Annotated in this window: 19 protein-coding genes; 8 read left to right on the plus strand and 11 right to left on the minus strand. The window is 42.1% G+C overall.

Annotated elements, in window-relative coordinates; genetic code table 11:
* Nucleotides 1–73: 73 nt before the first annotated feature.
* On the plus strand, nt 74–628 hold the full coding sequence (locus tag AB1A65_RS15655; RefSeq protein WP_366590869.1) for a sigma-70 family RNA polymerase sigma factor: 555 nt from the start codon (nt 74–76) through the stop codon (nt 626–628).
* Between the two features lie 229 nt (nt 629–857).
* Here the strand turns inward: AB1A65_RS15655 and AB1A65_RS15660 are convergent, their stop codons facing one another.
* Nucleotides 858–1,682: a hypothetical protein gene (locus tag AB1A65_RS15660; RefSeq protein WP_366590870.1), complete on the minus strand. Its 825-nt coding sequence runs from the start codon at nt 1,680–1,682 to the stop codon at nt 858–860.
* 124 nt (nt 1,683–1,806) lie between these two features.
* Between AB1A65_RS15660 and gcvP the strand changes: the two genes are divergently transcribed.
* The 4 genes from gcvP to AB1A65_RS15680 all read left to right on the plus strand — a co-directional run bounded on the left by gcvP (nt 1,807) and on the right by AB1A65_RS15680 (nt 7,568).
* A complete protein-coding gene (gcvP, locus tag AB1A65_RS15665) occupies nt 1,807–4,659 on the plus strand; it encodes an aminomethyl-transferring glycine dehydrogenase (RefSeq protein ID WP_366590871.1) in 2,853 nt (950 codons plus the stop codon).
* A gap of 162 nt (nt 4,660–4,821) precedes the next feature.
* Nucleotides 4,822–5,880 carry a ketoacyl-ACP synthase III gene (locus tag AB1A65_RS15670; protein WP_366590872.1) on the plus strand — a complete coding sequence of 353 codons (1,059 nt, stop codon included), beginning with the start codon at nt 4,822–4,824 and terminating at the stop codon, nt 5,878–5,880.
* A 117-nt stretch (nt 5,881–5,997) separates the two neighbouring features.
* Complete coding sequence (locus AB1A65_RS15675) at nt 5,998–6,516, plus strand: methyltransferase (RefSeq protein ID WP_366590873.1); 519 nt, start codon at nt 5,998–6,000, stop codon at nt 6,514–6,516.
* Between the two features lie 209 nt (nt 6,517–6,725).
* On the plus strand, nt 6,726–7,568 hold the full coding sequence (locus AB1A65_RS15680) for a glycosyltransferase family A protein (RefSeq protein WP_366590874.1): 843 nt from the start codon (nt 6,726–6,728) through the stop codon (nt 7,566–7,568).
* 24 nt (nt 7,569–7,592) lie between these two features.
* Here AB1A65_RS15680 and pafA read toward each other — a convergent pair whose 3' ends face one another.
* On the minus strand, nt 7,593–9,266 hold the full coding sequence (gene pafA / locus AB1A65_RS15685) for an alkaline phosphatase PafA (RefSeq protein ID WP_366590875.1): 1,674 nt from the start codon (nt 9,264–9,266) through the stop codon (nt 7,593–7,595).
* A 118-nt stretch (nt 9,267–9,384) separates the two neighbouring features.
* Here pafA and AB1A65_RS15690 point away from each other — a divergent pair, with 118 nt between their 5' ends.
* Nucleotides 9,385–10,122: an ABC transporter permease gene (locus AB1A65_RS15690; protein ID WP_366590876.1), complete on the plus strand. Its 738-nt coding sequence runs from the start codon at nt 9,385–9,387 to the stop codon at nt 10,120–10,122.
* Nucleotides 10,122–10,889 (plus strand): ATP-binding cassette domain-containing protein, encoded by a 768-nt coding sequence (locus AB1A65_RS15695; protein ID WP_366590877.1) that lies wholly within the window; start codon nt 10,122–10,124, stop codon nt 10,887–10,889. The genes AB1A65_RS15690 and AB1A65_RS15695 overlap by 1 nt, the downstream gene beginning before the upstream one ends.
* A gap of 29 nt (nt 10,890–10,918) precedes the next feature.
* On the opposite strand, the gene AB1A65_RS15700 is transcribed toward AB1A65_RS15695, so the two are convergent.
* From AB1A65_RS15700 to AB1A65_RS15710, 3 genes are all read right to left on the minus strand, one after another.
* Nucleotides 10,919–12,373, minus strand: coding sequence for a DUF389 domain-containing protein (locus AB1A65_RS15700; protein WP_366590878.1), 1,455 nt, complete (start codon nt 12,371–12,373; stop codon nt 10,919–10,921).
* Nucleotides 12,374–12,376: 3 nt separating this feature from the next.
* Nucleotides 12,377–13,456: a mannose-1-phosphate guanylyltransferase gene (locus AB1A65_RS15705; protein WP_366590879.1), complete on the minus strand. Its 1,080-nt coding sequence runs from the start codon at nt 13,454–13,456 to the stop codon at nt 12,377–12,379.
* Between the two features lie 161 nt (nt 13,457–13,617).
* Nucleotides 13,618–14,217 (minus strand): SprT-like domain-containing protein, encoded by a 600-nt coding sequence (locus AB1A65_RS15710; RefSeq protein WP_366590880.1) that lies wholly within the window; start codon nt 14,215–14,217, stop codon nt 13,618–13,620.
* 98 nt (nt 14,218–14,315) lie between these two features.
* On the opposite strand from AB1A65_RS15710, the gene AB1A65_RS15715 reads away from it, so the two are divergent.
* Complete coding sequence (locus AB1A65_RS15715) at nt 14,316–16,706, plus strand: glycogen debranching protein (protein ID WP_366590881.1); 2,391 nt, start codon at nt 14,316–14,318, stop codon at nt 16,704–16,706.
* A 2-nt stretch (nt 16,707–16,708) separates the two neighbouring features.
* Here the strand turns inward: AB1A65_RS15715 and AB1A65_RS15720 are convergent, their stop codons facing one another.
* The 6 genes from AB1A65_RS15720 to porV all read right to left on the minus strand — a co-directional run bounded on the left by AB1A65_RS15720 (nt 16,709) and on the right by porV (nt 23,161).
* Nucleotides 16,709–17,392, minus strand: coding sequence for an SDR family oxidoreductase (locus AB1A65_RS15720; RefSeq protein WP_366590882.1), 684 nt, complete (start codon nt 17,390–17,392; stop codon nt 16,709–16,711).
* 227 nt (nt 17,393–17,619) lie between these two features.
* Nucleotides 17,620–18,615 (minus strand): M28 family peptidase, encoded by a 996-nt coding sequence (locus AB1A65_RS15725; protein WP_366590883.1) that lies wholly within the window; start codon nt 18,613–18,615, stop codon nt 17,620–17,622.
* Between the two features lie 110 nt (nt 18,616–18,725).
* Nucleotides 18,726–20,363, minus strand: coding sequence for a pyruvate dehydrogenase complex dihydrolipoamide acetyltransferase (locus tag AB1A65_RS15730; RefSeq protein ID WP_366590884.1), 1,638 nt, complete (start codon nt 20,361–20,363; stop codon nt 18,726–18,728).
* 4 nt (nt 20,364–20,367) lie between these two features.
* Nucleotides 20,368–21,366 carry a pyruvate dehydrogenase (acetyl-transferring) E1 component subunit alpha gene (gene pdhA, locus AB1A65_RS15735; RefSeq protein ID WP_366590885.1) on the minus strand — a complete coding sequence of 333 codons (999 nt, stop codon included), beginning with the start codon at nt 21,364–21,366 and terminating at the stop codon, nt 20,368–20,370.
* Nucleotides 21,367–21,447: 81 nt separating this feature from the next.
* On the minus strand, nt 21,448–21,939 hold the full coding sequence (gene cdd / locus AB1A65_RS15740) for a cytidine deaminase (protein ID WP_366590886.1): 492 nt from the start codon (nt 21,937–21,939) through the stop codon (nt 21,448–21,450).
* Nucleotides 21,940–22,015: 76 nt separating this feature from the next.
* Nucleotides 22,016–23,161, minus strand: coding sequence for a type IX secretion system outer membrane channel protein PorV (porV, locus tag AB1A65_RS15745; protein WP_366590887.1), 1,146 nt, complete (start codon nt 23,159–23,161; stop codon nt 22,016–22,018).
* Nucleotides 23,162–23,341: the final 180 nt, after the last annotated feature.

The following is a 23,341-nucleotide window of genomic DNA, read 5'->3' on the forward strand; positions in this document are numbered from 1 at the left end:
CATGTAGTTTGTGACTTGATAACGAGAAAATCATTTCATAAAAACCATTATTTTTGCTACTTGTTTTTAACTGATGGCAGACCACAAACTAAATCCTGATACTTGGGTAGATCTTTACGCCGACTATCTGTTCAACTATGCAGTAGCACGCGTAAGTGATGCCGAAATTGCCAAGGATTTGGTACAGGAAACCTTTTTTGCCGGGCTCAACTCTGCCAAAAACTTTAAAGGTGATGCGGCAGAGCGAACTTGGCTCATTGCCATTCTAAAAAGAAAAGTGATTGATCATTACCGTAAGATCAATTCAAAAAAAGGCAAGGCCGAAGTACGCATCAATTACAATACCGACACCGAATCTGATGGAGACTGGCTTGAAGAACAGGTGGCTGACCCGTTCAGTCAAGATGGTGATAGCGTACTTGAGAATGAAGAATTGGGGTTCGCATTGCAGGAATGTATTGAAAAGTTACCCAAAAAACAGGCTCAGGTCTTTAAAATGAAGACCATCCAAGGCATGAGTACTGAAGATATTTGTAATGAACTTGAAATTAATCCGTCCAATCTTTGGGTTATGATACACCGGGCAAGGGCGGCTCTCATGGGTTGTTTAAATGAAAATTGGTTTTAGTTATGAAGATTACATGCGACGAGGCATCACATATCTGCAACAAATCTCAATATAACGAAGCAAGTTTTTGGGATATCCTAAAGCTTCGTTTACACATATTTTATTGTAAGACTTGTGCGAAATATTCTAAAAAGAATTCGCAGTTGACATCGCTATGTGACAAAGCTGGACTATCGACTCTTTCAGAAGAAGACAAGGAATGCATGAAGCGTGACTTAAAAAAACAACTCTAAAAATAGTTTTCCACCGCCCAGTATAAGCTCAACCACAAAATAGGTATTGCTTCTACCCAAAATGATGCAAAATATCGGGATTGCATTTTTTTACTTGCCAAGAGCACATAAATCATTGCTATGCAAAGGATTAATCGCAGCAAAATCTCAGATTGACTTACACCATCCCGCAAAAAGGTCAAGAAAAAGAAAATTAGGGTCAAAGCCACTCCAATCTTTTTAGTTTTTTCCACCCCAAGCACTTGGGGCAACGTCCTCAATCGTGCATCATCCCACTGCAAATCCCTAATCTCAAAAGGAAGAATGAGCACCACTACCAAAATGAAACGTTGTACGAACAAAATCCAGATATCCCATTGTAAGGGGTTTTTGGTATCCAATACCGGTAAAAAAACCGTGAATCCGGCCCAGACCAAGGCTACAATATAAATCTTGAATCCCCCCAAATTCCTCAGATTCTTGGCCTTGGGAAGCAACGGAACCGCATAGAGGGCAGAAAGCAGGGTCATAATGCCAATCGCCACCCAAATTTCCCTATCCAACTGTATCAAAAAATAAAAGGCTAAGCCAAAGGATAAAAAACTGAACATTTGGATAATTCGGTGATAGTCATTTGACACCACCAAATATTTATAGGCCTCTACTCCATATTTAACAAAATTGTAGCATACGATTACCCCAAAAAAAATAAATCCCAAAAGGGCTGTGTCAAACGAAGCATCCAACAAATAAAATGTTACCCCAGTTAGAGATATGACCGCTAATGCCACATGAATACTGGCATCCAAGTAAAAATTAAAAATGGATTTCAAAGTGCGCATGAAACAAAATCTATGTGGAAGGCGCAAAGGTTAATTTGTGGTTAACAACTTTGGTCCAGAGACCTCCAAAATTGCTTATTTTCATTGAATTAATCCCTAATTTTGTGCACTTTATTGGATTGAGATGAATACAGAAGTGTTTGCCGCCAGACATATTGGCATTGCAGAAAAAGACCTACCTCAAATGTTTGAGACCATTGGGGTGGAAAATATGGAACAACTCATTTATGAGACCATTCCAGATGATATAAAATTGAAAAAAGCCTTGGACCTTCCCGAAGGGATAAGTGAGCATGAGTTCTTGACCCATATTCAGGAACTGGCCCAAAAAAACAAGGTTTTTAAAACCTATATTGGTTTGGGATATCACGAATCCCTCACTCCTTCCGTCATAAAACGGAACATTTTGGAAAATCCCGGATGGTATACAGCCTATACGCCGTACCAAGCTGAGATTGCCCAAGGCCGTTTGGAAGCTTTGTTGAATTTCCAGACCATGGTGAGCGACCTTACCGGAATGGAAATTGCCAATGCTTCCCTTTTGGATGAAAGTACTGCTGCTGCTGAAGCCATGACCATGTTGTTCGAGCTTCGTTCACGTCAGCAAAAGAAGGACGAAACCGTAAAGTTTTTTGTGTCTGAAGAAATCCTGCCACAAACCTTAAGTCTGCTAAAGACCAGAGCCGTTCCGCTTGGAATAGAATTGGTGGTGGGCGACCATGAAACTTTTGACTTTTCCGAAGATTTTTATGGAGCCCTTTTACAATATCCTGGAAAATTTGGGCAGGTGCATGACTATGCTGATTTTGTGGAGAAAGCGAAAACAAATGAAATCAAAGTAGCCGTCGCTGCCGATATTTTGAGCTTGGTGCTCCTTACCCCACCCGGGGAATGGGGCGTGGATGTTGTGGTGGGCACCACCCAGCGTTTTGGTATCCCGTTGGGATATGGAGGCCCACATGCCGCCTTTTTTGCCACCAAAGAAGAATACAAAAGGAGTATCCCCGGTAGAATTATTGGCGTAACCAAGGACACTGATGGCAATCGCGCCTTGCGTATGGCCCTGCAGACCCGGGAACAGCACATCAAAAGGGACAAGGCTACCTCCAACATCTGCACAGCGCAGGTACTTTTGGCGGTCATGGCTGGCATGTATGCCGTGTATCATGGCCCAAAAGGATTAAAATATATAGCCGATAAAGTCCATACCCAAACCAAGAAATTGGCCAAAAGCTTGGAATCCCTTGGTTTTGAACAATTGAATTCTGCTTATTTTGATACCATCAAGGTAGCTGTCAAGAATTCAAAACAATTGAAAGAAGTTGCCGAGAACAAAAGCATCAACTTAAACTATGTTGATGCCAACACGGTTTCCATCTCCTTGAACGAGGCCGTCTCAAATGAAGACTTGCAAACATTAATTTCTTGCTTTGCAGAATCGCACGACATCAAAAATAACACTGGGCAAGAGGTTGAGGTAGGCCAAGTTATTCCATCAGCATTACAACGAAAAGCTCCTTATTTGGAACACGAAGTGTTTAATTCATACCACTCTGAGACCGAGTTGATGCGTTACATCAAAAAATTGGAGCGAAAAGATTTGGCGCTGAACCATTCCATGATTTCCTTGGGAAGTTGCACTATGAAATTGAATGCTGCCTCAGAAATGCTTCCGTTGAGTTGGGCGCATTGGGGTAACATCCATCCTTTCGTGCCATTGAATCAGGCTGAAGGATACCAGGAAATGTTGAAAACCTTGGAGCAACAATTGAATGTGATCACAGGATTCGCAGCCACCTCATTGCAGCCCAACTCGGGTGCGCAAGGGGAGTATGCCGGGTTGATGGTCATTCGTGCCTATCACGAATCCAGAGGCGAAGGACACAGAAATATCTGTTTGATTCCCGCTTCAGCGCATGGAACCAACCCTGCATCGGCGGTAATGGCCGGAATGAAAGTGGTGGTGACCAAAACCGATGAAAAAGGAAATATTGATTTGGCCGATTTGGCGGAAAAAGCAAAGTTGCATTCCGAAAATCTTGCCGCTTTGATGGTCACCTACCCATCTACCCACGGAGTATTTGAGTCCTCCATAAAACAAATCACACAATTGATACATGACAACGGAGGTCAGGTTTACATGGATGGCGCCAACATGAATGCCCAGGTTGGTCTTACCAATCCGGCAACCATTGGTGCTGATGTATGCCACCTCAACCTGCACAAGACTTTTTCCATTCCGCACGGCGGTGGAGGCCCCGGTGTAGGCCCCATTTGTGTTGCCGAACAGTTGAAACCCTTTTTGCCTACAAATCCCGTAGTAAAAACAGGAGGTAAAGAAGCCATTACAGCCATTTCCGCTGCGCCGTGGGGTAGTTCTTTGGTTTGTTTGATATCGTACGGATACATAAAAATGTTGGGGGCTGAAGGACTTACGAACGCTACAAAGGCTGCAATCCTTAACGCCAACTATATCAAAGACCGATTAAAGGGAAAATTTGATGTATTGTACGCTGGAGAAAGGGGCAGGGCCGCCCACGAAATGATTATCGACTGTAGACCTTTCAAAGTCAATGGCATTGAGGTGACCGATATTGCCAAACGACTTATTGATTACGGTTTTCACGCTCCCACAGTATCCTTTCCGGTAGCTGGAACTTTAATGATTGAGCCTACGGAGAGTGAAAGCCTTGCAGAGTTGGATAGGTTTTGTGACGCATTGTTGTCCATTCGAAAGGAAATTGATGAAGCGAGTGCAGAAGAACCCAATAATGTACTCAAAAATGCACCACATACATTGGAAATGGTCACGAATGACGATTGGCAGTTCCCATACAGCAGACAGCAGGCGGCATTTCCACTACCCTACGTAGCTGAAAACAAGTTTTGGCCTTCCATCCGAAGAACCGATGAAGCGTTTGGGGATCGTAATTTAATATGTACTTGTGCCCCAATTGAAGCATACGCGGAAGCATAGAAAAACCACGACAGCACTGGGGAAAAGCCTTGATTTGAAAATACAATCAAGGCTTTTTTTATGTAAGATTAAATTTTACTTCATCTTGAACAGTGTAAAAACTATTATGCATGCATAGCACTTAAATATTTGATTACTATCTTCTCGGTTAAAACCTCCACCATGGAAATCGGCATAACAGGTATTGGAAGCTATATTCCACCCATTATCACTAAAAACGAAGACTTTTTGAATCATACTTTTTTAGAGAATGATGGTTCAAGCTTTCCGCAGGATAACACGATAATTATTGAAAAATTCAAGTCCATAACAGGTATTGCTGAACGGAGATATGCGCCGCCAAACCTAAAAACATCAGATTTAGGGTTTTTGGCTGCACAAAAGGCTATTGAAGACTCAGGCATAGACCCGGAAGAGCTTGACTATATCATCTTTGCCCATAATTTTGGTGACCTTATCCCAGGTAAAATTCAAGGGGACACGCTGCCCAGTCTTGCCACACGGGTGAAACATCTCTTACGTATTAAAAATCCAAATTGTGTGGCATACGATATGATTTTTGGATGCCCCGGATGGATAGAAAGTGCTATCCAAGCTATAGCTTTCATCAAAAGTGGCATGGCAAAAAAGTGCTTGGTCATTGGTGGAGAAACCCTTTCAAGGGTTGTTGACAAATATGACCGGGACAGTATGATTTTTTCAGATGGTGCAGGAGCGGCCATTTTTGAAGCAAACCCCAAATCGGGAGCGGTTTTGGCCCATGCCTCTGTCACTTATGCCAATGAGGAGGCCTATTACCTCTATTTTGACAAATCAAACGATGATGAGGCTTGTGCGGATACCCGGTACATTAAAATGAACGGGCGTAAAATCTACGAATTTGCCTGTACCCATGTGCCGCAGGCCATGAAGGAATGTTTGGATAAAAGTGGTGTGGGAATAGATGCCGTTAAAAAGATATTTATCCATCAAGCCAATGAAAAAATGGATGAGGCCATTGTAAAACGGTTTTACAGATTGTATCAAAAAGAGGTTCCCGAAAACGTTATGCCCATGAGCATCCACAGATTAGGAAATAGCTCGGTGGCTACTGTTCCCACCCTTTTCGATTTGGTTACTAAGGGAGAAATGCCAGAACATGAGTTAAAAAGAGGAGATGTTGTTATTTTTGCCAGTGTTGGAGCAGGAATGAATATCAACGCAATGGTTTACAGGTACTAAATTTCAAGTTCAAGTAGCAAGTTCAAGAATCAAGAACAAACAATAAGGCTTATACCCTATCTCAACAAGATGAAAACTTCTTTGGGTTTTGTGAATTGTTTTTTGGAATTTTAGCCCATGTACGAAAACAATTTTCCCAACAAGCGCTACCGACATACGCTGGCGTTTCTTCAAAAACACATTGATACCTCAGAACCTATTTTGGATTTAGGCGTGGAGAATCCTTTTTCGGAAATCATGAAAGCCCAAGGATACCAAGTGGAAAACACCAAAGGCGAGGATTTGGATGTGGATTTTGATGTAGTTACCCAATCACACGCCGAAGTGGTAACCGCTTTTGAAATTTTTGAACATTTGGTGGCACCATATAATGTGCTTAAGGAAGTGAATGCCAAAAAATTGGTGGCCAGTATTCCCATGCGGTTATGGTTTTCATCAGCCTACCGAAGCAAAACGGACCCATGGGACCGCCATTATCATGAGTTTGAGGATTGGCAGTTCGATTGGTTGTTGGAAAAGGCGGGCTGGACCATAAAGGACTCCGCCAAATGGACCAATCCCACCAAAAAAATTGGTTTAAGGCCGCTACTACGTCTTTTTACGAACCGATACTATATTGTTTACGCAGAACGATGATTCTCATCATTTTACAATAAACAATTATCAATGTTCAAAAACTTAAAGTTTCGAGCACCCGCCTGCGGCAGGCAGGCAGTCGAGAAATCTGAAGATGGCCTTTTAATACTAATATCTAATGAGATTCTTCAGTCGCTATGCTCCTTCAGAATGACAGAAACCATTAAAGTAATTTGGGTTTTATGAATTGTTTTTTGGAATTTTAGCAAATGCGAATCAACATCGTTATTCCCGCCCATAATGAAGCAACCCACCTCAAGGATTGTTTGGATTCTTTTGTGGCACAAACCCACAGACCGGATGAAGTTATCGTTGTAGACGATAATTCCACCGATGATACTTTTCAAATTGCCTCAGATTTTTCCAAAAAACATGCGTGGATAAAAGTACTTCAGCGCAAATCCACCGATGCGCATATCCCAGGGAAAAAAGTGGTGGATACGTTTAATTTTGGACTTCAACATGCCTTGGACTATGCCTTAATTGGCAAATTTGATGCAGACATCATCCTACCACCCAATTATTTTGAAGAAGTCTTAAATCGTTTTCAGGCCAACTGGAAATTGGGCATGTGCTCTGGACTTTTATACATTAAAAAAGATAAAAAATGGGTGTATGAGAACATTGCGGACAAGACCCATATCCGAGGCCCCATAAAACTGTACCACAAAGCCTGTTTTGACAAGATTGGAGGATTGCGTCCTGGGGTGGGGTGGGACACTGTGGATGTACTTTTGGCCCAGTACCACGATTTTGAGACCGAAACCCTTCCCGAACTACAGGTAAAACACCTCCGGCCAACTGGGCATGGGTACAGTTCAAAAAATTATAAAGCCAAAGGAGAAGCTATGTACAAAATGCGTTATAGCATTGTGCTCACCAAGATTGCTTCGCTTAAGATGGCTTGGCAGGCTAAGAGTATCCGCCTATACTTTCAGGCAGTTTTTGGGTATTGCAAGACATTCTTTCAGCAACAACCTCGTTACGTATCCACAGCAGAGGGGAAATTTATCCGCAAACTTCGTTGGAAAGGAATTTGGTCAAAGTTTTAAACCCTTCTTGCCTATTCAAAAATCCTATTCCAAAACTTCCCCAATTGGCATTCCCGTGTTTCCATTAGGAAACGCAATACCCAACAAAGCTGCTATGGTTGGTGCAATATCGGGAATCTCGGTTTTATTCACCGTACTACCTTGTCTTATACCTTTGCCGTAAAATAACAACGGGGCGTGCGTATCATAGATCATGGGAGAGCCATGGGTAGAGCCCGTTCTTCCAGAAGAGAAGATAAAACCCGGTCTTTGTACAAACAAAATGTCCCCGGAGCGTTTTTGGTTATAACCGTTCTGCAAAATGTAGGGCATTCCTTCGGTATATTCATTCGTCCACATCTGATGCCCTGTATATACTTGGTTTATGGCTTCATACGTAAGCAACTCTTTGGCAATATCCTCCTCGGCATCATCCAAATCAATGTCTAAATTGGTCAAAATTTTGTGGTCTAAGAATATTTGGTTATTGGATATATTTTTAACTATATCTGTTGTACCATACTTGTACTGCAAAAATTCATTAAATTCTTGTTGCATCCCTCCCATATCCAAATAGCCTGCTGGAATTTTTTGGTAAGCCAAATAAGCAGGGACATTTATAGCTGCATGGTCCGCCGTTAAAAATACGGTGTATTCTCCCTTGCCCACTTTTTCGTCCAATGCAGTAAAAATTCGGGCCAAGTCTTGGTCTAACCGCAAATAAGTGTCCTGAATTTCCTTTGAATTCACACCAAAAAAGTGACCCACATAATCCGTGCTCGAAAAGCTGATCGCCAAGAAATCAGTTATGGTATCGGCCCCTAAATCTTCTCCTTCCAAGGCAGCCAAAGCAAAATCTGCTAGAATACTGTTACCAAAGGGTGTTCTACGAAGCAATTCAAACTGATCATTGGCATCCCATATACTTGGAAGGTCATGCGGAAATGCGGTTGTGGTTGCACCATTAAATATGCCTTCGTATACGTTGGCATCCAAGCCACTTTCCACATAAGTGTTTATTGGCTTTAAGGTTGTCCAAGGTTTCTTATAGGCCTCGGCAGCATCAGAAGCGTTAAAATCATTCACCCATTGGGGCAAAGCATCCATATAATAGGAACTGGTGATCCAGTTACCCGTTTCCGCCCCTTCAAACCAATAGGCTGCATTGGCTGTATGCCCGCCTGGCAACACAGCTCCCCTATCTTTTATTGACATAGCGATGACTTTCCCCTTTTGTTGCGTATGCAAGCGCAACTGATCGGTAATGGTAGTGGTAAGCATCCGGTGGGGAGACATTTTGCCGGCATCAGATGTTGTACCCACCGATTCATAACTATCATCTCCAGCACAGTACACCTCTTCCCCAGATTTCTTGTCGTACCAATTATTTCCGATAATTCCGTGCGTAGCTGGTGTGGTTCCCGAATATACTGATGCATGTCCGGGTCCGGTACTCGTAGGGGCATAGTTAAAATGGTTGTTCTTGCAATTGAATCCATCATTCACCAATCGTTTGAACCCACCTTCCTCATAGTGATTCCAAAAACGGGTAAGATAATCGTAGCGCATCTGGTCCACTACAATACCCACAACCAACTTTGGAGACTGGGCAATTTCTACAGTGGTTTTCTCTTCAACGTTCTTTTTTCTTCGCTGGCCATAGGTGAAAACAGCCACACTTAAAGCCAGTGACAGTAAAACAAAGGTGCTTTTTTTCATGGGTTGGATTTACAAAAACGAAAGCAAAGCTATTCATTTAAGTTGTTTAAAATTTTAAATGAAGGTTAAAAGCGTAACAATATTCTTATTTTTATGCCCGCAAGTCCAATTTAAGCGCATGAAATATCTTGAAGCGATTGGAAAGTACTTCATCATGATATGGGAAGTATTTAAAAAGCCTACTAAATGGCCCATCATGAAATCCTTGATCTTAAAGGAAATCGATGATCTCATTTATGGAGCTATGGGCATTATCATATTTATCTCGTTTTTCATTGGTGGCGTTGTTACCATTCAAACTGCATTGAATTTAAACAGCCCCCTTTTACCGAAAAGTCTTATCGGGTTCGCCACAAGACAATCGGTGATTTTAGAGTTTGCACCAACCTTCACCTCCATTATTATGGCCGGAAAGGTTGGGTCTTACATAACATCGAGTATCGGAACCATGCGGGTAACAGAGCAGATTGATGCTTTAGAGGTTATGGGCATAAATTCCTTGAACTATTTGGTTTTCCCCAAGATCGTTGCCACCATGATCTACCCTTTTGCTGTGGCCATTTCCATGTTTGTTGGTATTTTGGGCGGATGGGTTGCCGCTGTTTTCGGAGGGTATGCACCCAGCGGGGAATTCATCAAAGGACTTCAAATGGATTTTGACGCATTCCACGTGACCTATGCTTTTATAAAATCGGTTGTTTTTGCATTTGTTATAGCCACCGTACCCTCATTCCATGGTTTTTATATGAAGGGTGGCGCCTTGGAAGTTGGAAAGGCCAGCACCACGGCGTTCGTATGGACCAGTGTTGTTATAATTATCGTGAACTACATATTAACCCAATTACTGCTTGGCTAATGATTGAAGTGGAAGACATACACAAATCATTTGGGGATACTCATGTGCTCAAGGGCATATCAACCACCTTTGAAAAGGGAAAGACCAATCTTATCATTGGACAAAGTGGTTCAGGAAAGACGGTTTTCTTAAAATGCCTATTAGGGCTTTTTGAGCCTGAGGAGGGTCAAATTTGTTATAACGGGCAGTATTATTCCGAACTTTCCACAAAGGAACGCCGAGATCTTCGACAAGAAATGGGCATGGTTTTCCAAGGGAGCGCCCTATTCGATTCCATGACGGTGGAAGGCAATGTGATGTTTCCATTGGATATGTTCACCAAACAATCCAAAGGTGAGATGCAAGACCGAGTCGACTTTGTGCTGGAGCGTGTAAACCTTATTGATGCCCACAAAAAATACCCTGCGGAAATTTCTGGTGGGATGCAAAAGCGGGTCGCGATTGCCCGTGCCATTGTGATGCACCCAAAATATCTCTTCTGTGATGAGCCCAATTCGGGTCTTGATCCCAAAACGGCCATTTTGATTGACAATCTCATACATGAGATTACCCAAGAATACGATATCACCACAATAATCAATACCCATGACATGAACTCGGTAATGGAAATTGGGGAAAAAATTATTTTCTTGAAAAATGGGTACAAAGAATGGGAAGGCACCAACAAGGAAATCTTTAAAACGGACAATCAAGCGGTAACCGATTTTGTCTACTCCTCAGAACTTTTCAAAAAAGTGCGCCAAATGTACATTGAGGAACGGAACTAATTCCAGTCTTGGGGTCTAAAACTACAAAATCACTCTACCTCTTTGATTACCAAAGTTGAATCCTGCAGCCTCAGTTTCAACCAACTTAACATCTTTTTGGCATCAGCCTGTTTTTGATTGTTGCCAACACCATTCTTCCATTTTATTTCAAAAACCGGAACGGTATCCAATTTATTAAAATCAGTTTGTATTTGATAGGAAAAGCCCAGGGCTGCTAAATTTTCATAATTGGCCTTCGCCTCTGCACTAATATCCCCGAAAGGAATTTGCCTTCCGGCATTCTTGGTCAAGGTCGCCAATTCTTCCTCTAAGAGTCGTATCTGTTCATCCTTATTCAAAAGTTCGGCCTTGTTCTTCTCATAAAGTTCACTTACATAGGTGAATTTTTCTTCCGAATCATCCTTACCACCCTGTATAATATGGAGCTCAGCATCCTTGAGCCTAGAATATTGATTCTTCTGGGTTCTCCATGTATTGATTACGTTTTCTGGAATAAGCTCATCGCCCATACAGACAATTTCAATAAGCGAAGTCCCATCATCGGTGTACTCAATTTTGGTTAAATTGTCCACATATCTGCCGGCTCCATCAAATTGATAAACTTCAATGGTATCCCTTAAAAATTCCTGTGCCTGCTTTTTAAACAATGATTCTTGAAAAACCTGATAAAACGTAAATCCAGCTGGAATCATCACCAAAATACCAGTAATTGACGCCAACCGTGCAATAAGTCTTCTTCGGTGCGAGTTGGCATACCGCACCATGGGAAATCGAAGGAACTTGATGACCAAGAATGTCGCCAATCCAATGAAAATGGTGTTGATGGTAAACAAATACATGGCTCCAGCTGCATACCATGGCTTGCCAATGGCCAACCCAAAACCTACGGTACACAAAGGTGGCATCAACGCGGTTGCAATGGCCACACCAAAAATAACACTGGCAATGGTTCCTTTTTTAGCCCTAGCAATAACTAAAGCGAGTCCACCAAAAAATGCAATCAATACATCTCGAATATCCGGTTTGGTACGAGCGAGCAATTCTGAAGACTCATCCCGCAGCGGAAACAGATAAAAAAACAGAAATGCCGTGATGACACTCAGCACCACCATCACTGTAAAATTTTTAAGTGATCGGCGTAAAGTGTCAATATCATTAATGGCCAAGGACATCCCCATACCCAAAATAGGGCCCATTAGCGGGGAAATCAACATGGCTCCAATCACAACAGCGGTTGAATTGGCATTGAGCCCAATGGACGCAATAAAAATGGAACAGACCAAAATCCAAGAGGTGTGCCCTTTGAAAGGAATATCCGCTATTATGGATTCCTTGGTGGCCGCAGCATCCGTATTGGTCCGAATTTCCAACAATTCGGACAAAAACTTGCGCATACTTCCCAAAAGACCTTTGAAATCCTTTTTTACATCGTCTCCACTATCATGGTTAGATGTACTCCCCCCACTTAATTGATTTTCACTCATATGTTATGCAAACTGGTCGCCAAAATTCTCCTTGACCTGACCCAATACTTTTTTAATATCTTGTTGTTTGGATTTAGGGTAAATCAACAATACTTCTTCCTTGTCCACAATAATATAGTCCTCCAATCCGTCCACTACAACAATTTTCCCCTTTGGGGAACGAATCATATTGCCATTGGCATTTTCCAAAAGCACTTTACTGTTGACTACAGCGTTGTTTGATTCGTCTTTGTCCAACTTATCATAGAGCGCTCCCCAAGTGCCAAGGTCGTTCCAATCAAAAGTGGCCGGTAAGGTATAAATGGATTTGGATTGTTCCAAGATAGCATAATCTATGGATATGTTTTCTGCCTTAGCATAGTTTTCTTTAATAAAGGCTTTTTCTTCATTTGTGTTATAGGTGGCTATCCCAGAAGCAAACAACTCATATTGGCCAGGTTGGTAGCTTTTGAACGCATTCACAATTGTCTCCACGCTCCACATAAAAATTCCTGCATTCCAAAGAAAGTTCCCTTGGGCCAAAAACTCTTTTGCGGTTTCATAATCTGGTTTTTCCCTAAACTGGGACACTGTTTTTAGTTTATGGCCACTTCCTTTTTCAAATTCAATATAACCAAACCCCGTGTTGGGAAAAGTGGGCTGAATTCCAAGGGTGCACAATGCCTCCTCTTTTTCACATTTATCAAAACAAGCAACAACGTCTCTTTCAAAAGCCTCTTCATCCTCAATCCAATGGTCGCTGGGCGCGACAATCATTACCGCGTTTGGGTTCATTTTTTGAATTTTCAATGATGCATACAGAATGCAGGGGGCCGTGTTGCGCATAGCGGGCTCCAAAACCACCTGTTCGGGCTTTACTTTAGGTAATTGTTTCAGTACCAAATCGTTATATCGCTCATTGGTCAAAATAAGAATATTCTCTGTTGGAATGAACCGGTTCAACCGATCAAAAGTTTTCTGAATAAGGGTTTTACCACTCCCCAGCATATCGTGAAACTGTTTGGGGTTATCGGTGGTGCTCACCGGCCAAAATCGGGAACCGACTCCTCCGGCCATCAAAACTGCGTAATAATTCTTGTTCATTTTTTATTTTTTTTATTCCTGCGAAGGCAGGAATCCATTTAGATTTCTCAATCGTCTCGATTGCTATCGCGACTCATTTCGAAATGACGGTTTATTCTTCATGTCAGGTCGAGCGCAATCGAGACCTTTAGCCGACATCTCAAATTTGTTCAATGTGTCAATTATTCAATTGGTTCCACCTCTGCATTTGGTTGGAACAAATATAATCTGCCCGTTGACAATTCCACACATTCGTATCGTTTTACCTTTTTCTTCCCTTTTTTGAACAGCTTGCCGTTGTATAACCTAAACGTACTTCCTTCAGGCAACTCATAGACATAACTTTGTGTTCGTTCTTCAACATCAAAAGTTTTCAGCGCTATCGACAATCTGGCATCCGTACTACTACTGGCCTTGGGATTTTTAAAATGATTCGCAATAATGGGCAATAATTGCGATGGAAAAACCTCCGGCCTTATAAAAGGAACCATTAAGTGTTGAAAGGTACGCTTCCATTCCATACCATGGGGTTTTATTCGGCGACCATACCGTTCAAATGCGACCAGATGCGCTATTTCGTGGACGAGTGTGATTAAGAATCGGTATTTGTTGAGCGAAGCATTTACGGTAATCTGATGCATTCCATTTGGCATCCTTCGGTAATCGCCATGACGGGTAACCCTATGATTAACAATCTTTAGATGAACGCCATGAGCTTGTATCAACTCAAAGCATGGGGTCACGGCGCGTTCTGGTAGATATTTTTGTAAGGTGCTGTTCAATTCAAAGTTGTTCTTCTGAATACGAAGTTACATGGTAGAAATCAATCTCATAGGAATCCAGAAAATTTATCTGTGTATTTTTATCAAAATTTGTCTTTATGAAATGGCCCATTTATAAAGTAGCCCTGTTGGGAGTTCTTTTCTGGAATTGTGCGGAAACCGAAAAGCCCACTTCGTTTTCCAGCCTATTGGAAAACAGCACCCACATCAATGGAAAAACTGAATATTTGTCATCTCCATTTGTGACCGCAGGAAACAGAGTTTATATGGTTGGGCATCAAGATGGCTCTTTTCCCGAATTAGGATGGCATATAAAAGGTGAAATGGGCGGTATTTGGGACCATCCCATTAAGTTGATGGATGGATTTGACATTGAACTTCATTGGGGTGATGAGTCCTTCATACTGAACAAAGCCACTAAGTTCACCAACTATCCGTTTGCCAATAGGCATCAGTTTTCGATTCCTTCAAAAAATCTTGTGGTGAATCGCTGGCAATTCGTTCCCGATGATACGGAAGGACTTTTGGTTCAGGTTGAGCTGACCAACAACGCTTCAAAAGCTACCACATTTGATTTAACCTTTACCGGCCATTCGGATTTGCGGCCTACGTGGTTGGGAGAGCGCACCAATATGAATGACACTCAAGATGAAGCTGTTTTTGAGGAAGCTATTCAGGGATGGATTACAAAAGACCGGGGTAATCCTTGGTTTGTTTGTTATGCCGGTGATACTGCTCCCAATCAAAAATCTGAAGCAAAAAACACCTACCAAGGCTTAGGAGCTTCCAATCAGTTGACCTATTCCATGGCGATTGAACCCAACGAGACCAAAACCATCAATTTTATCATTTCAGGGTCGTATACCTCAAAAGAAAATGCCGTTTCTACGTTCAACAGTATAAAATCGGCTTGGCCCAATCTGTTGGAAGACAAAAAGCAACGGTATAAACAATTGGCCCATCAAACCCAATTGACCATCCCTGATAAAAAAATGCAACAGGCTTTTGAATGGTTAAAATACAACTGCGATTGGTTGGTGCGTACCGTTCCTGAAATCGGCTCGGGCATCACCGCAGGCATTCCAGATTATCCTTGGTGGTTTGGGGTGGACAGTGAGTATGCGCTTCAAGGGTATATGGCCATAGGGCAAACTGAGGCCGTATACAATACCATTGCCTTGCTGGACAGTGTATCAAACAGGGTGAATGGCAATGGAAAAATCATCCATGAAATGTCCACGAACGGGGCTGTTTTCAATAAAGGAAATATCAATGAAACGCCTCAATTTGCTTCATTGATTTGGAGCATTTACCAATGGAACGGCAACCTGTCTTTTCTGGAAAAATACTTCCCTACCATAGAAAAAGGCCTTTCATGGTTGATGGAAGAAAATGATCTGGACGGCAATGGGTTCCCTGAAGGTTTTGGTATGATGGAAATTCATGGATTGGACAGTGAAATGATCGATGTAGCCGCCTATTCCCAAAAAGCTTTTGCCGATGCTTCGAAAATGGCGACGGAATTGGGTAAAGATTCACTAGCGGCAAAATATCAAGAGATTGCAGACCAACTCAAGCAAAAAATCAATACTGAGTTTTGGTCAGAAAATTTCAATTCCTACGCAGATTTTATTGGAACAGATGCCCAGGCCCTGCATCTTATCGAGGATGCCATTGTTCGGGCAGACACCTTGAACAAACCTTGGGCCATTGAAGAGCTGGAAGCCACAAGAAAATACATTAAAACCCATCCTTCCAACAAACCAAGACCCTTTGTGATGCACCACAATTGGGTGGTGAACACTCCCATGGAAATGGGAATTGCCGATACAACAAAAGCCTTGAAAGCCTTGAAAACGGCTGAACAATTTGTAAACCCCTTCGGGGTTTTTGTTACAGGAATTGACCGTGACCAATCTGCAGGCTCCGATGATGGTTCATTTAAAGGGTCTAAAATTTTCTCCTATACGGGAGCTGTAATGACTTTGCCCACGGGGGTCCAGGCACGAGCTGAGAACAATTATGGCAGACCGAATGAGGCCCTCAATTATTTAGAACGGATGACACGTACCTTTAGCTACGCGTTGCCGGGTAGTATGTATGAGGTTTCCCCAGATTATGGAATGATTACCCAAGCTTGGAACATTTATAGCTACGCCTACCCTATTATCCATCAATTTTTTGGCATACAACCCCGCGCTGCACAAAAACAAGTATTGATTTCGCCATTAATGCCCGATACGTGGGATGAGTGCTCTTTGGAAAATGTAATCCTTGGCGATGGCGCCAATGAAATATCTATGTTTTATTCCAAAAAAGAGGGAAAGACCACCATCAGAATTGAGCAGACCAATGCTGAGTGGAAAATGAAATTGAAGATTCCAAAAAGTCAGTTGAACCAATTGCAAATCTTGGAAGGAACGCAATCTGCTTTAGAAAATGAAGTTTGGATTGAATCTGATGGGGCGAAGGTTGAAGTTTCGTATTAAAACTACGGTGTACTATTGCTCACTTGCAACAATTTTCCATTATAGAGTTTTTGCCCTGTCAAAGCAAAATCTTTGATATAGGTGGCCATTTCCAAAGCAGTTACTGGCGCTTGGTAACCCGGAAAAGCTTCTTCCAGCATTTCAGTCTGTACGGCACCCAAGGCCAACACATTAAAACTGGGTCCGGTTTCCTTGTGTTCCTCGGCCAAAAGTTCGGTCAGCGTGATTACTGCCCCTTTACTGGAACTGTAGGCGGACAATCCCGGAAACTTCATACTGCCCTGCACCCCACCCATAGAGCTAATAGTAACCACGTGGCCTCCTTGGCCCATCTTGGGCAGCACAGTTTTGGTCAATTCAGCCACACCAAAGACATTTACTTTGTAAACTGCTTCAAATTCAGTTGCTGTTGTTTCCGAAAAAGGTTTATTGAGCAGACTTCCCGCATTGTTGATGAGCACATCCACAATGTGCCATTGCTCCTGCTCCAAAAAATCGGTTACCTTTTTAAAATCCGTTTGGCTGGCCAAATCAAACGAATGGGAATGCACATTGGGTAATTTTAAGTTGGCAATTGGATGGGCATTTCTGGATAAGGCGAGCACATTATGCCCTTCTTGAGCAAAAAGTTGTACCAACTCAAATCCTATTCCTCTGCTTGTTCCAGTGATGATAATGTTTGCCATTTTAAATTTTAATTTGTCATTCCCGCGAAGGCGGGAATCCATACACCCCTAAAGTCCACTCAAAGGGATATTTTCTACTATTTTAATCTTATTTCACGTGATACGAATTTCACCAATAGTTATGAAAATGCTAACAATAAGAGCTCTACTATCTCACTATTCATACCATATTGCACTAAAAAGATTTCTCACCCTTTTCTCAAAGGGATTCGAAATGACAGAAATACTTACTTAAGTTGAATTTCATTCTCAGGGCCATTGGCTATGCCTTCAACAACAGGCAAAATTTTATTCACCAGGGTAGCCATATGCTCAAAATCCATTACATCTATCTCATCTCCTACTTTATGGTAGAAGGCAAAATTGGTGAAATCGAATGTGCAAAAGGTGTGTGATGGGACTCCAAATTCCTTGTGAAAAGGGTAGTTATCCGAACGTTGAAAAAGATTGAATTCTTTAGCTGTGGACAAAAAACCCACTAAATTTTCACCAGCATATCTGTTGCTGATTTCGGCTAAATTGGAACGTTCATACCCAGTAATGTACACTACATAATCCTTTTTATTCAATGGAACGCCTGTCATTTCAAAATTGAGCATGGTATACAGGTTCAAATCTTGCTCTTTTAATTTTTTGGCCAAATGCTCTGACCCCAACAATCCTTTCTCCTCTGCGCTAAATAGGGCAAAGATCAAGCTACGCTTATTGGTCTTTTGCATGCCAAAATACCGCGCTATTTCCATGACCGAGGTAGTTCCGGAGGCGTTGTCGTTGGCTCCATTGGCAATGTAGTCCCCATTTTCAGGCGCAATGGTGCCAATGTGATCATAATGGGCCCCTATTAAAATATACTCCTTTTTTAAAACAGGGTCATTCCCTTCCACAATTCCAACGATGTTATAGGAAGTTTTTTTATAGTTGGAAAGCGTGTCGCGATACGATTCAAAATAGGGATTTACCCCGTACGATTTAAAATGATTTTCGATGTATTGTGCGGCCATTTCAATGCCTTCACTCCCAGAATCACGTCCTTTTAATTCATCTGAGGCTAGATAATTCATGATTTCAGCAATTCGTCCCGAGTTGGTAAAGGAGTCTTCATCACTCTTTGCTGTATTATTCGTTACTTTCTGCTCACCACTTTGCGAGGGAGTTTGAACCATTTTTGACGAACCACAGTTCATCATGACCATCAAACTAAAAGTATATGTAAGTATTTTCATGTTTTTCGTTTTTTGACTTTTCTAAAGATAAAAAAAGCATCCTAAAAGGATGCTTCAATATAGTAAGTTATTAACTGTTCCTTTCGACTCTGCTCAAGGAACGCTAGATGTTATGCCAACATGGTCACTGGGTTTTCCAGATAGGCTCTTAAGGTTTGTAGGAATTGAGCTCCAACAGCCCCGTCTACAGTTCTGTGATCACATGCCAAGGTTACTTTCATGGTATTTCCAACCACAATCTGTCCATCCTTTACCACTGGTTTTTCCACAATGGCTCCAACGGATAGAATAGCCGAGTTGGGTTTGTTGATAATGGAGGTAAACTCTTGGATTCCAAACATTCCCAAATTGGACACGGTAAAAGTACTTCCTTCCATTTCATCGGGCTTGATTTTTTTGGTTCTTGCTCTACCTGCCAAATCTTTGACCGCAGCACCCAACTGGGACAATGTAAGTTGGTCGGCAAACTTGATTACCGGCACCACCAAACCTTCATCCACTGCGACGGCAACACCCATGTGAATGTGGTGTTTGTATATGGTAGCGTCATCAGTCCAAGTGGTATTTACCTGTGGGTGTTTCTTCAGTGCCATGGCACAGGCTTTCAATACCATATCATTGAAAGATACCTTGGTATCTGGCAAATTGTTGATTTGTGTCCTAGAAGCCTTGGCATTGTCCATATCCACCTCAATGGTAAGGTAGAAGTGCGGTGCTGTAAACTTTGAGGCGCTCAAATGCTTTGTGATAGCCTTTCTCATGGAGGAATTTTTCACTTCTTCCACACTCTCTTCACCAACCGGCAAACTTATCGGAGCTACAGGAACTGAGGCATCTGCAGTTTTTTCAGCAGTAGGTGCAGTAGTTTGAGAAGGTTGATAATTTTCAACATCACGCTTTACAATTCTTCCGTTGTCACCTGATCCTTTCACATTGGATAGGTCAATACCTTTTTCCTCTGCAATTTTTTTGGCCAATGGTGAAGCAAAAATGCGACTTCCATCTTGGGTTGCCGTAGTTTCTGTTTTAGGTGCTTCTTCCTTCTTCGGCGCTTCCTTGGAGGCGGTTTCTTCTTTTGGTTTACTGGAAGAGGAGCCTCCACCGGCTTGCGCTTTTAAAACGGCATCAACATCGGTTCCTTCTGGACCTATCACAGCCAAAAGTGAATCAACAGGAGCACCTTCGCCTTCTTGAATTCCAATATGCAACAAGGTTCCTGAGTAAAAGGACTCAAATTCCATAGTGGCCTTATCGGTTTCGATTTCGGCCAAAATATCACCTTCTTCAACCGTATCCCCTACTTTTTTCAACCAACTGGCCACGGTTCCTTCCTCCATGGTGTCACTCAAACGGGGCATGGTGATAATTTCAACGCCTTCGGGAATTTCAGCAGGTTCACTGCTTGATTCAGAAGCTGTATTTTCTTCAGCTTTGGCATCAGCGTCTTCAGTAGCTTCTTCTTTCGATTCGGTTGTACCGCTTCCATTAAGCAAAGCGGAGATATCTTCTCCTTCTTCACCGATAATGGCCAAAAGTGAATCAACGGGAGCGCCATCACCTTCTTCTATTCCGATATGAAGTAGGGTTCCCTCATGAAATGATTCAAACTCCATGGTGGCCTTATCCGTTTCGATTTCGGCCAAAATATCGCCCTCTTCCACTTTATCGCCTACTTTTTTGAGCCATTTTGCCACGGTACCTTCTTCCATGGTATCACTCAATCTGGGCATGTTGATTACTTCTGCCATCTACTTATAATTTATGTTGTAAAAATGGATAGTCTTCTTGTTCGTACACGGTATCGTACAATTGTTCAATTGGTGGAAAATCGGATTCTTCTGCAAATTTCTCGCATTCGCTCACCAAGTCTTTCACTCTCTTATCAATTTTCTTAATGTCTTCTTCAGAAGCATATCCCTTTTCAAGAATAATATCCTTTACTTGGGTAATGGGATCAATCTTTTTGTATTCCTCAACTTCTTCCTTGGTTCGGTAATGCTGCGCATCACTCATGGAATGCCCTCTATAACGATAGGTCTTCATTTCCAAGAAGGTTGGCCCTCCACCTGTTCTGGCACGTTCAATGGCCTTGTCCATTTCTTTGGCCACAATGGCTGGATCCATGCCATCAACTGGTCCACAAGGCATTTCATAGCCCAATCCTAATTTCCAAATGTCTGTGGAGTGTGCCGTACGTGCCACTGAGGTCCCCATGGCGTAACCATTGTTCTCGCAGATGAACACTACTGGCAATTGCCACAACATGGCCAAATTGAACGCTTCGTGCAAAGAGCCTTGACGCACCGCACCATCTCCCATATAACAAAGCGTTACTGAATCTCTTTTGAAGTATTTATCGGCAAAGGCCAATCCTGCACCTAATGGAATTTGACCCCCCACAATTCCATGACCACCATAGAAGCGGTGTTCCTTGGAAAAAATGTGCATGGAGCCCCCCATACCTTTAGAAGTACCTGTGACCTTGCCAAAAAGTTCGGCCATCACACGCTTTGGGTCAACACCCATACCAATAGGCTGAACGTGGTTTCGGTAAGCGGTTATCATACGGTCCTTGGTAAGGTCCATGGCATGCAACGCACCTGCCAGAACAGCTTCCTGTCCATTGTACAAATGGAGGAAGCCCCTCACTTTTTGTTGAATATATACAGCGGCCAATTTGTCCTCGAACTTTCTCCAGAACAACATGTCCTCATACCATTTTAGGTAAACTTCTTTAGTGATTTTTTTCATCAACGATACTATTAGTGTGAAATTCCCCTGCGATGGGGAGAGCAAAAATACATATATATCTCTTTTGGAAAAAGAATTGGTTTAAGAATCCCCCAAAAATGAACTGTTGAAAGCCAAAGGTAAAATGTCTGCCATGGAATTGCATTTATATATGGGCCCTTTTTCAGCCTTGAGTATAATGCTTATGGGCGATTTTTGATTTTGCTCATACTCCATAATGGACTGTCTGCAATTACCGCAAGGTGCGGCAGGTTCAACAACCACATGGTCTTTGGAAGACACGCTTATGACCAAGATTTTAATGGCCACTCCCGGAAATCTAGCCCCTGCCTGAAACACGGCTACACGCTCCGCGCAAAGGCCTGATGGGTATGAAGCATTCTCTTGATTACTCCCAATGACAATCTCCCCATTTTCCAACAAAAGTGCGGCACCAACATTAAAGCGGGAATAGGGTGCATATGCATTTTCACGGGCTTGCTCAGCAGCTTGTAACAATTTTTGTTCACTTTGTGAAAGCTCTCCTATATTTTCAAAAATGGAAAGCTCAAAACTAATCTGCTTTTTTTCCATATCAGCTTGGTCTTTACCAAAAATAAGAAAAGCCTGTCCGCGGACAGGCTTTTCACAATACTATTTTGTGGATGTTCTAATCGTTGTAAAATTCCTCGCCAAAATTAAAGGTAAGTGAAAAACGCAATGTATTCTCCAATGGGTTCTTTACTTGTGAAGTTGAGAACAGGTAGGAAAGATCTATCTGTGCGGACTTAAATTTAAAACCTGCTCCTAGGGTAAAGAATTTTCTGGAACCTTTATCCTGACTTTCATTAAAGTATCCGCTCCTAAGCATAAAGGCTTCCCTAAATCGATATTCGGCTCCAAGCGCCCATGTAATCTCCTTTAATTCTTCACTGAACCCGTCGGGCGCATCTCCAAAAGATTCAAAAATACCTTTAAAGAAGCTAATGTTCTGGTATTGGTCATTATCTTCTGGACCAATTACCCCATCACCATCAAAATCCCTTGGGGTGGGTACCAACAACTTGTTGAACTCGGTGTTCAATGCCAAAATATTGTCTTGGTCGAAAATAAAATCAAATCCTCCACCAAATTTCAAGTTGGTCGGTAAAAAGTTTTCTTGACCTCCTTCATCATATTGTAGGGAACCTCCAATATTGGAAATATTAAAACCGGCTCTCCAGCGGCCATCATAATTATTGTATGCAATCTCCCTGGAACGGAAAAATCCAGCAATATCCACCGCAAAGGCGTTGGCAGCTTGGGAATCTTGTGTTCCATCCTGAAATCTTAAATTGGAACTGATAAATCGTCCTGCAACGGCCATGGAAAAACTCTGGCTCAATTTCAAGGAGTAGGACCCATCAATTGCAAATTCATTTGGCTTTACCAAGGTGGCATCCTCATCTATGGTCTGGCGTAATTCTATTTCACCCAAACCAAAATAGCGAAGACCAATTGCAAAAGCACTTCGATCATTAAGCTTGTTATAAAAATTGGCGTTCAAAAGAGAAACATCGTTGACAATGGTTTCCAAATAAGGCGTATAACTGGCGCCTACACCCATTTTTTGGGTAGCAAAAGCATATTTTGCCGGGTTCCACTGTTGCGAATACGCGTCAAAAGAAGTAGCCACACCCATATCTCCCATACCTGATGCCCTAGCATCCGCCGCAATGGTCAAAAAAGGAACAGCTGTAGTAATTACTCTTTCTTGCTGAGCGCTTAACCGAGGGGCTACGGCCAGAAGCACTACCAATATCAGTAACTTTTTCATTTTAAGTTTTTAGCGTTTAGTAAAGTTCTAGGTCCAAAAACAGTCTTAGACGTTTACATGTTAACGGACTTTTGTGCAAATTCTTGTAATAAGGTGTACTTTTTTTAACGAATGTAATATAATGTATTGGGTTCGAGTTTTTGACAACTCCTTATTTGCATCCCTAAAACCGTTAAATCA

The sequence above is a fragment of the Allomuricauda sp. ANG21 genome, from assembly GCF_040705235.1.
Classification (GTDB): Bacteria; Bacteroidota; Bacteroidia; order Flavobacteriales; family Flavobacteriaceae; genus Flagellimonas; species Flagellimonas marina.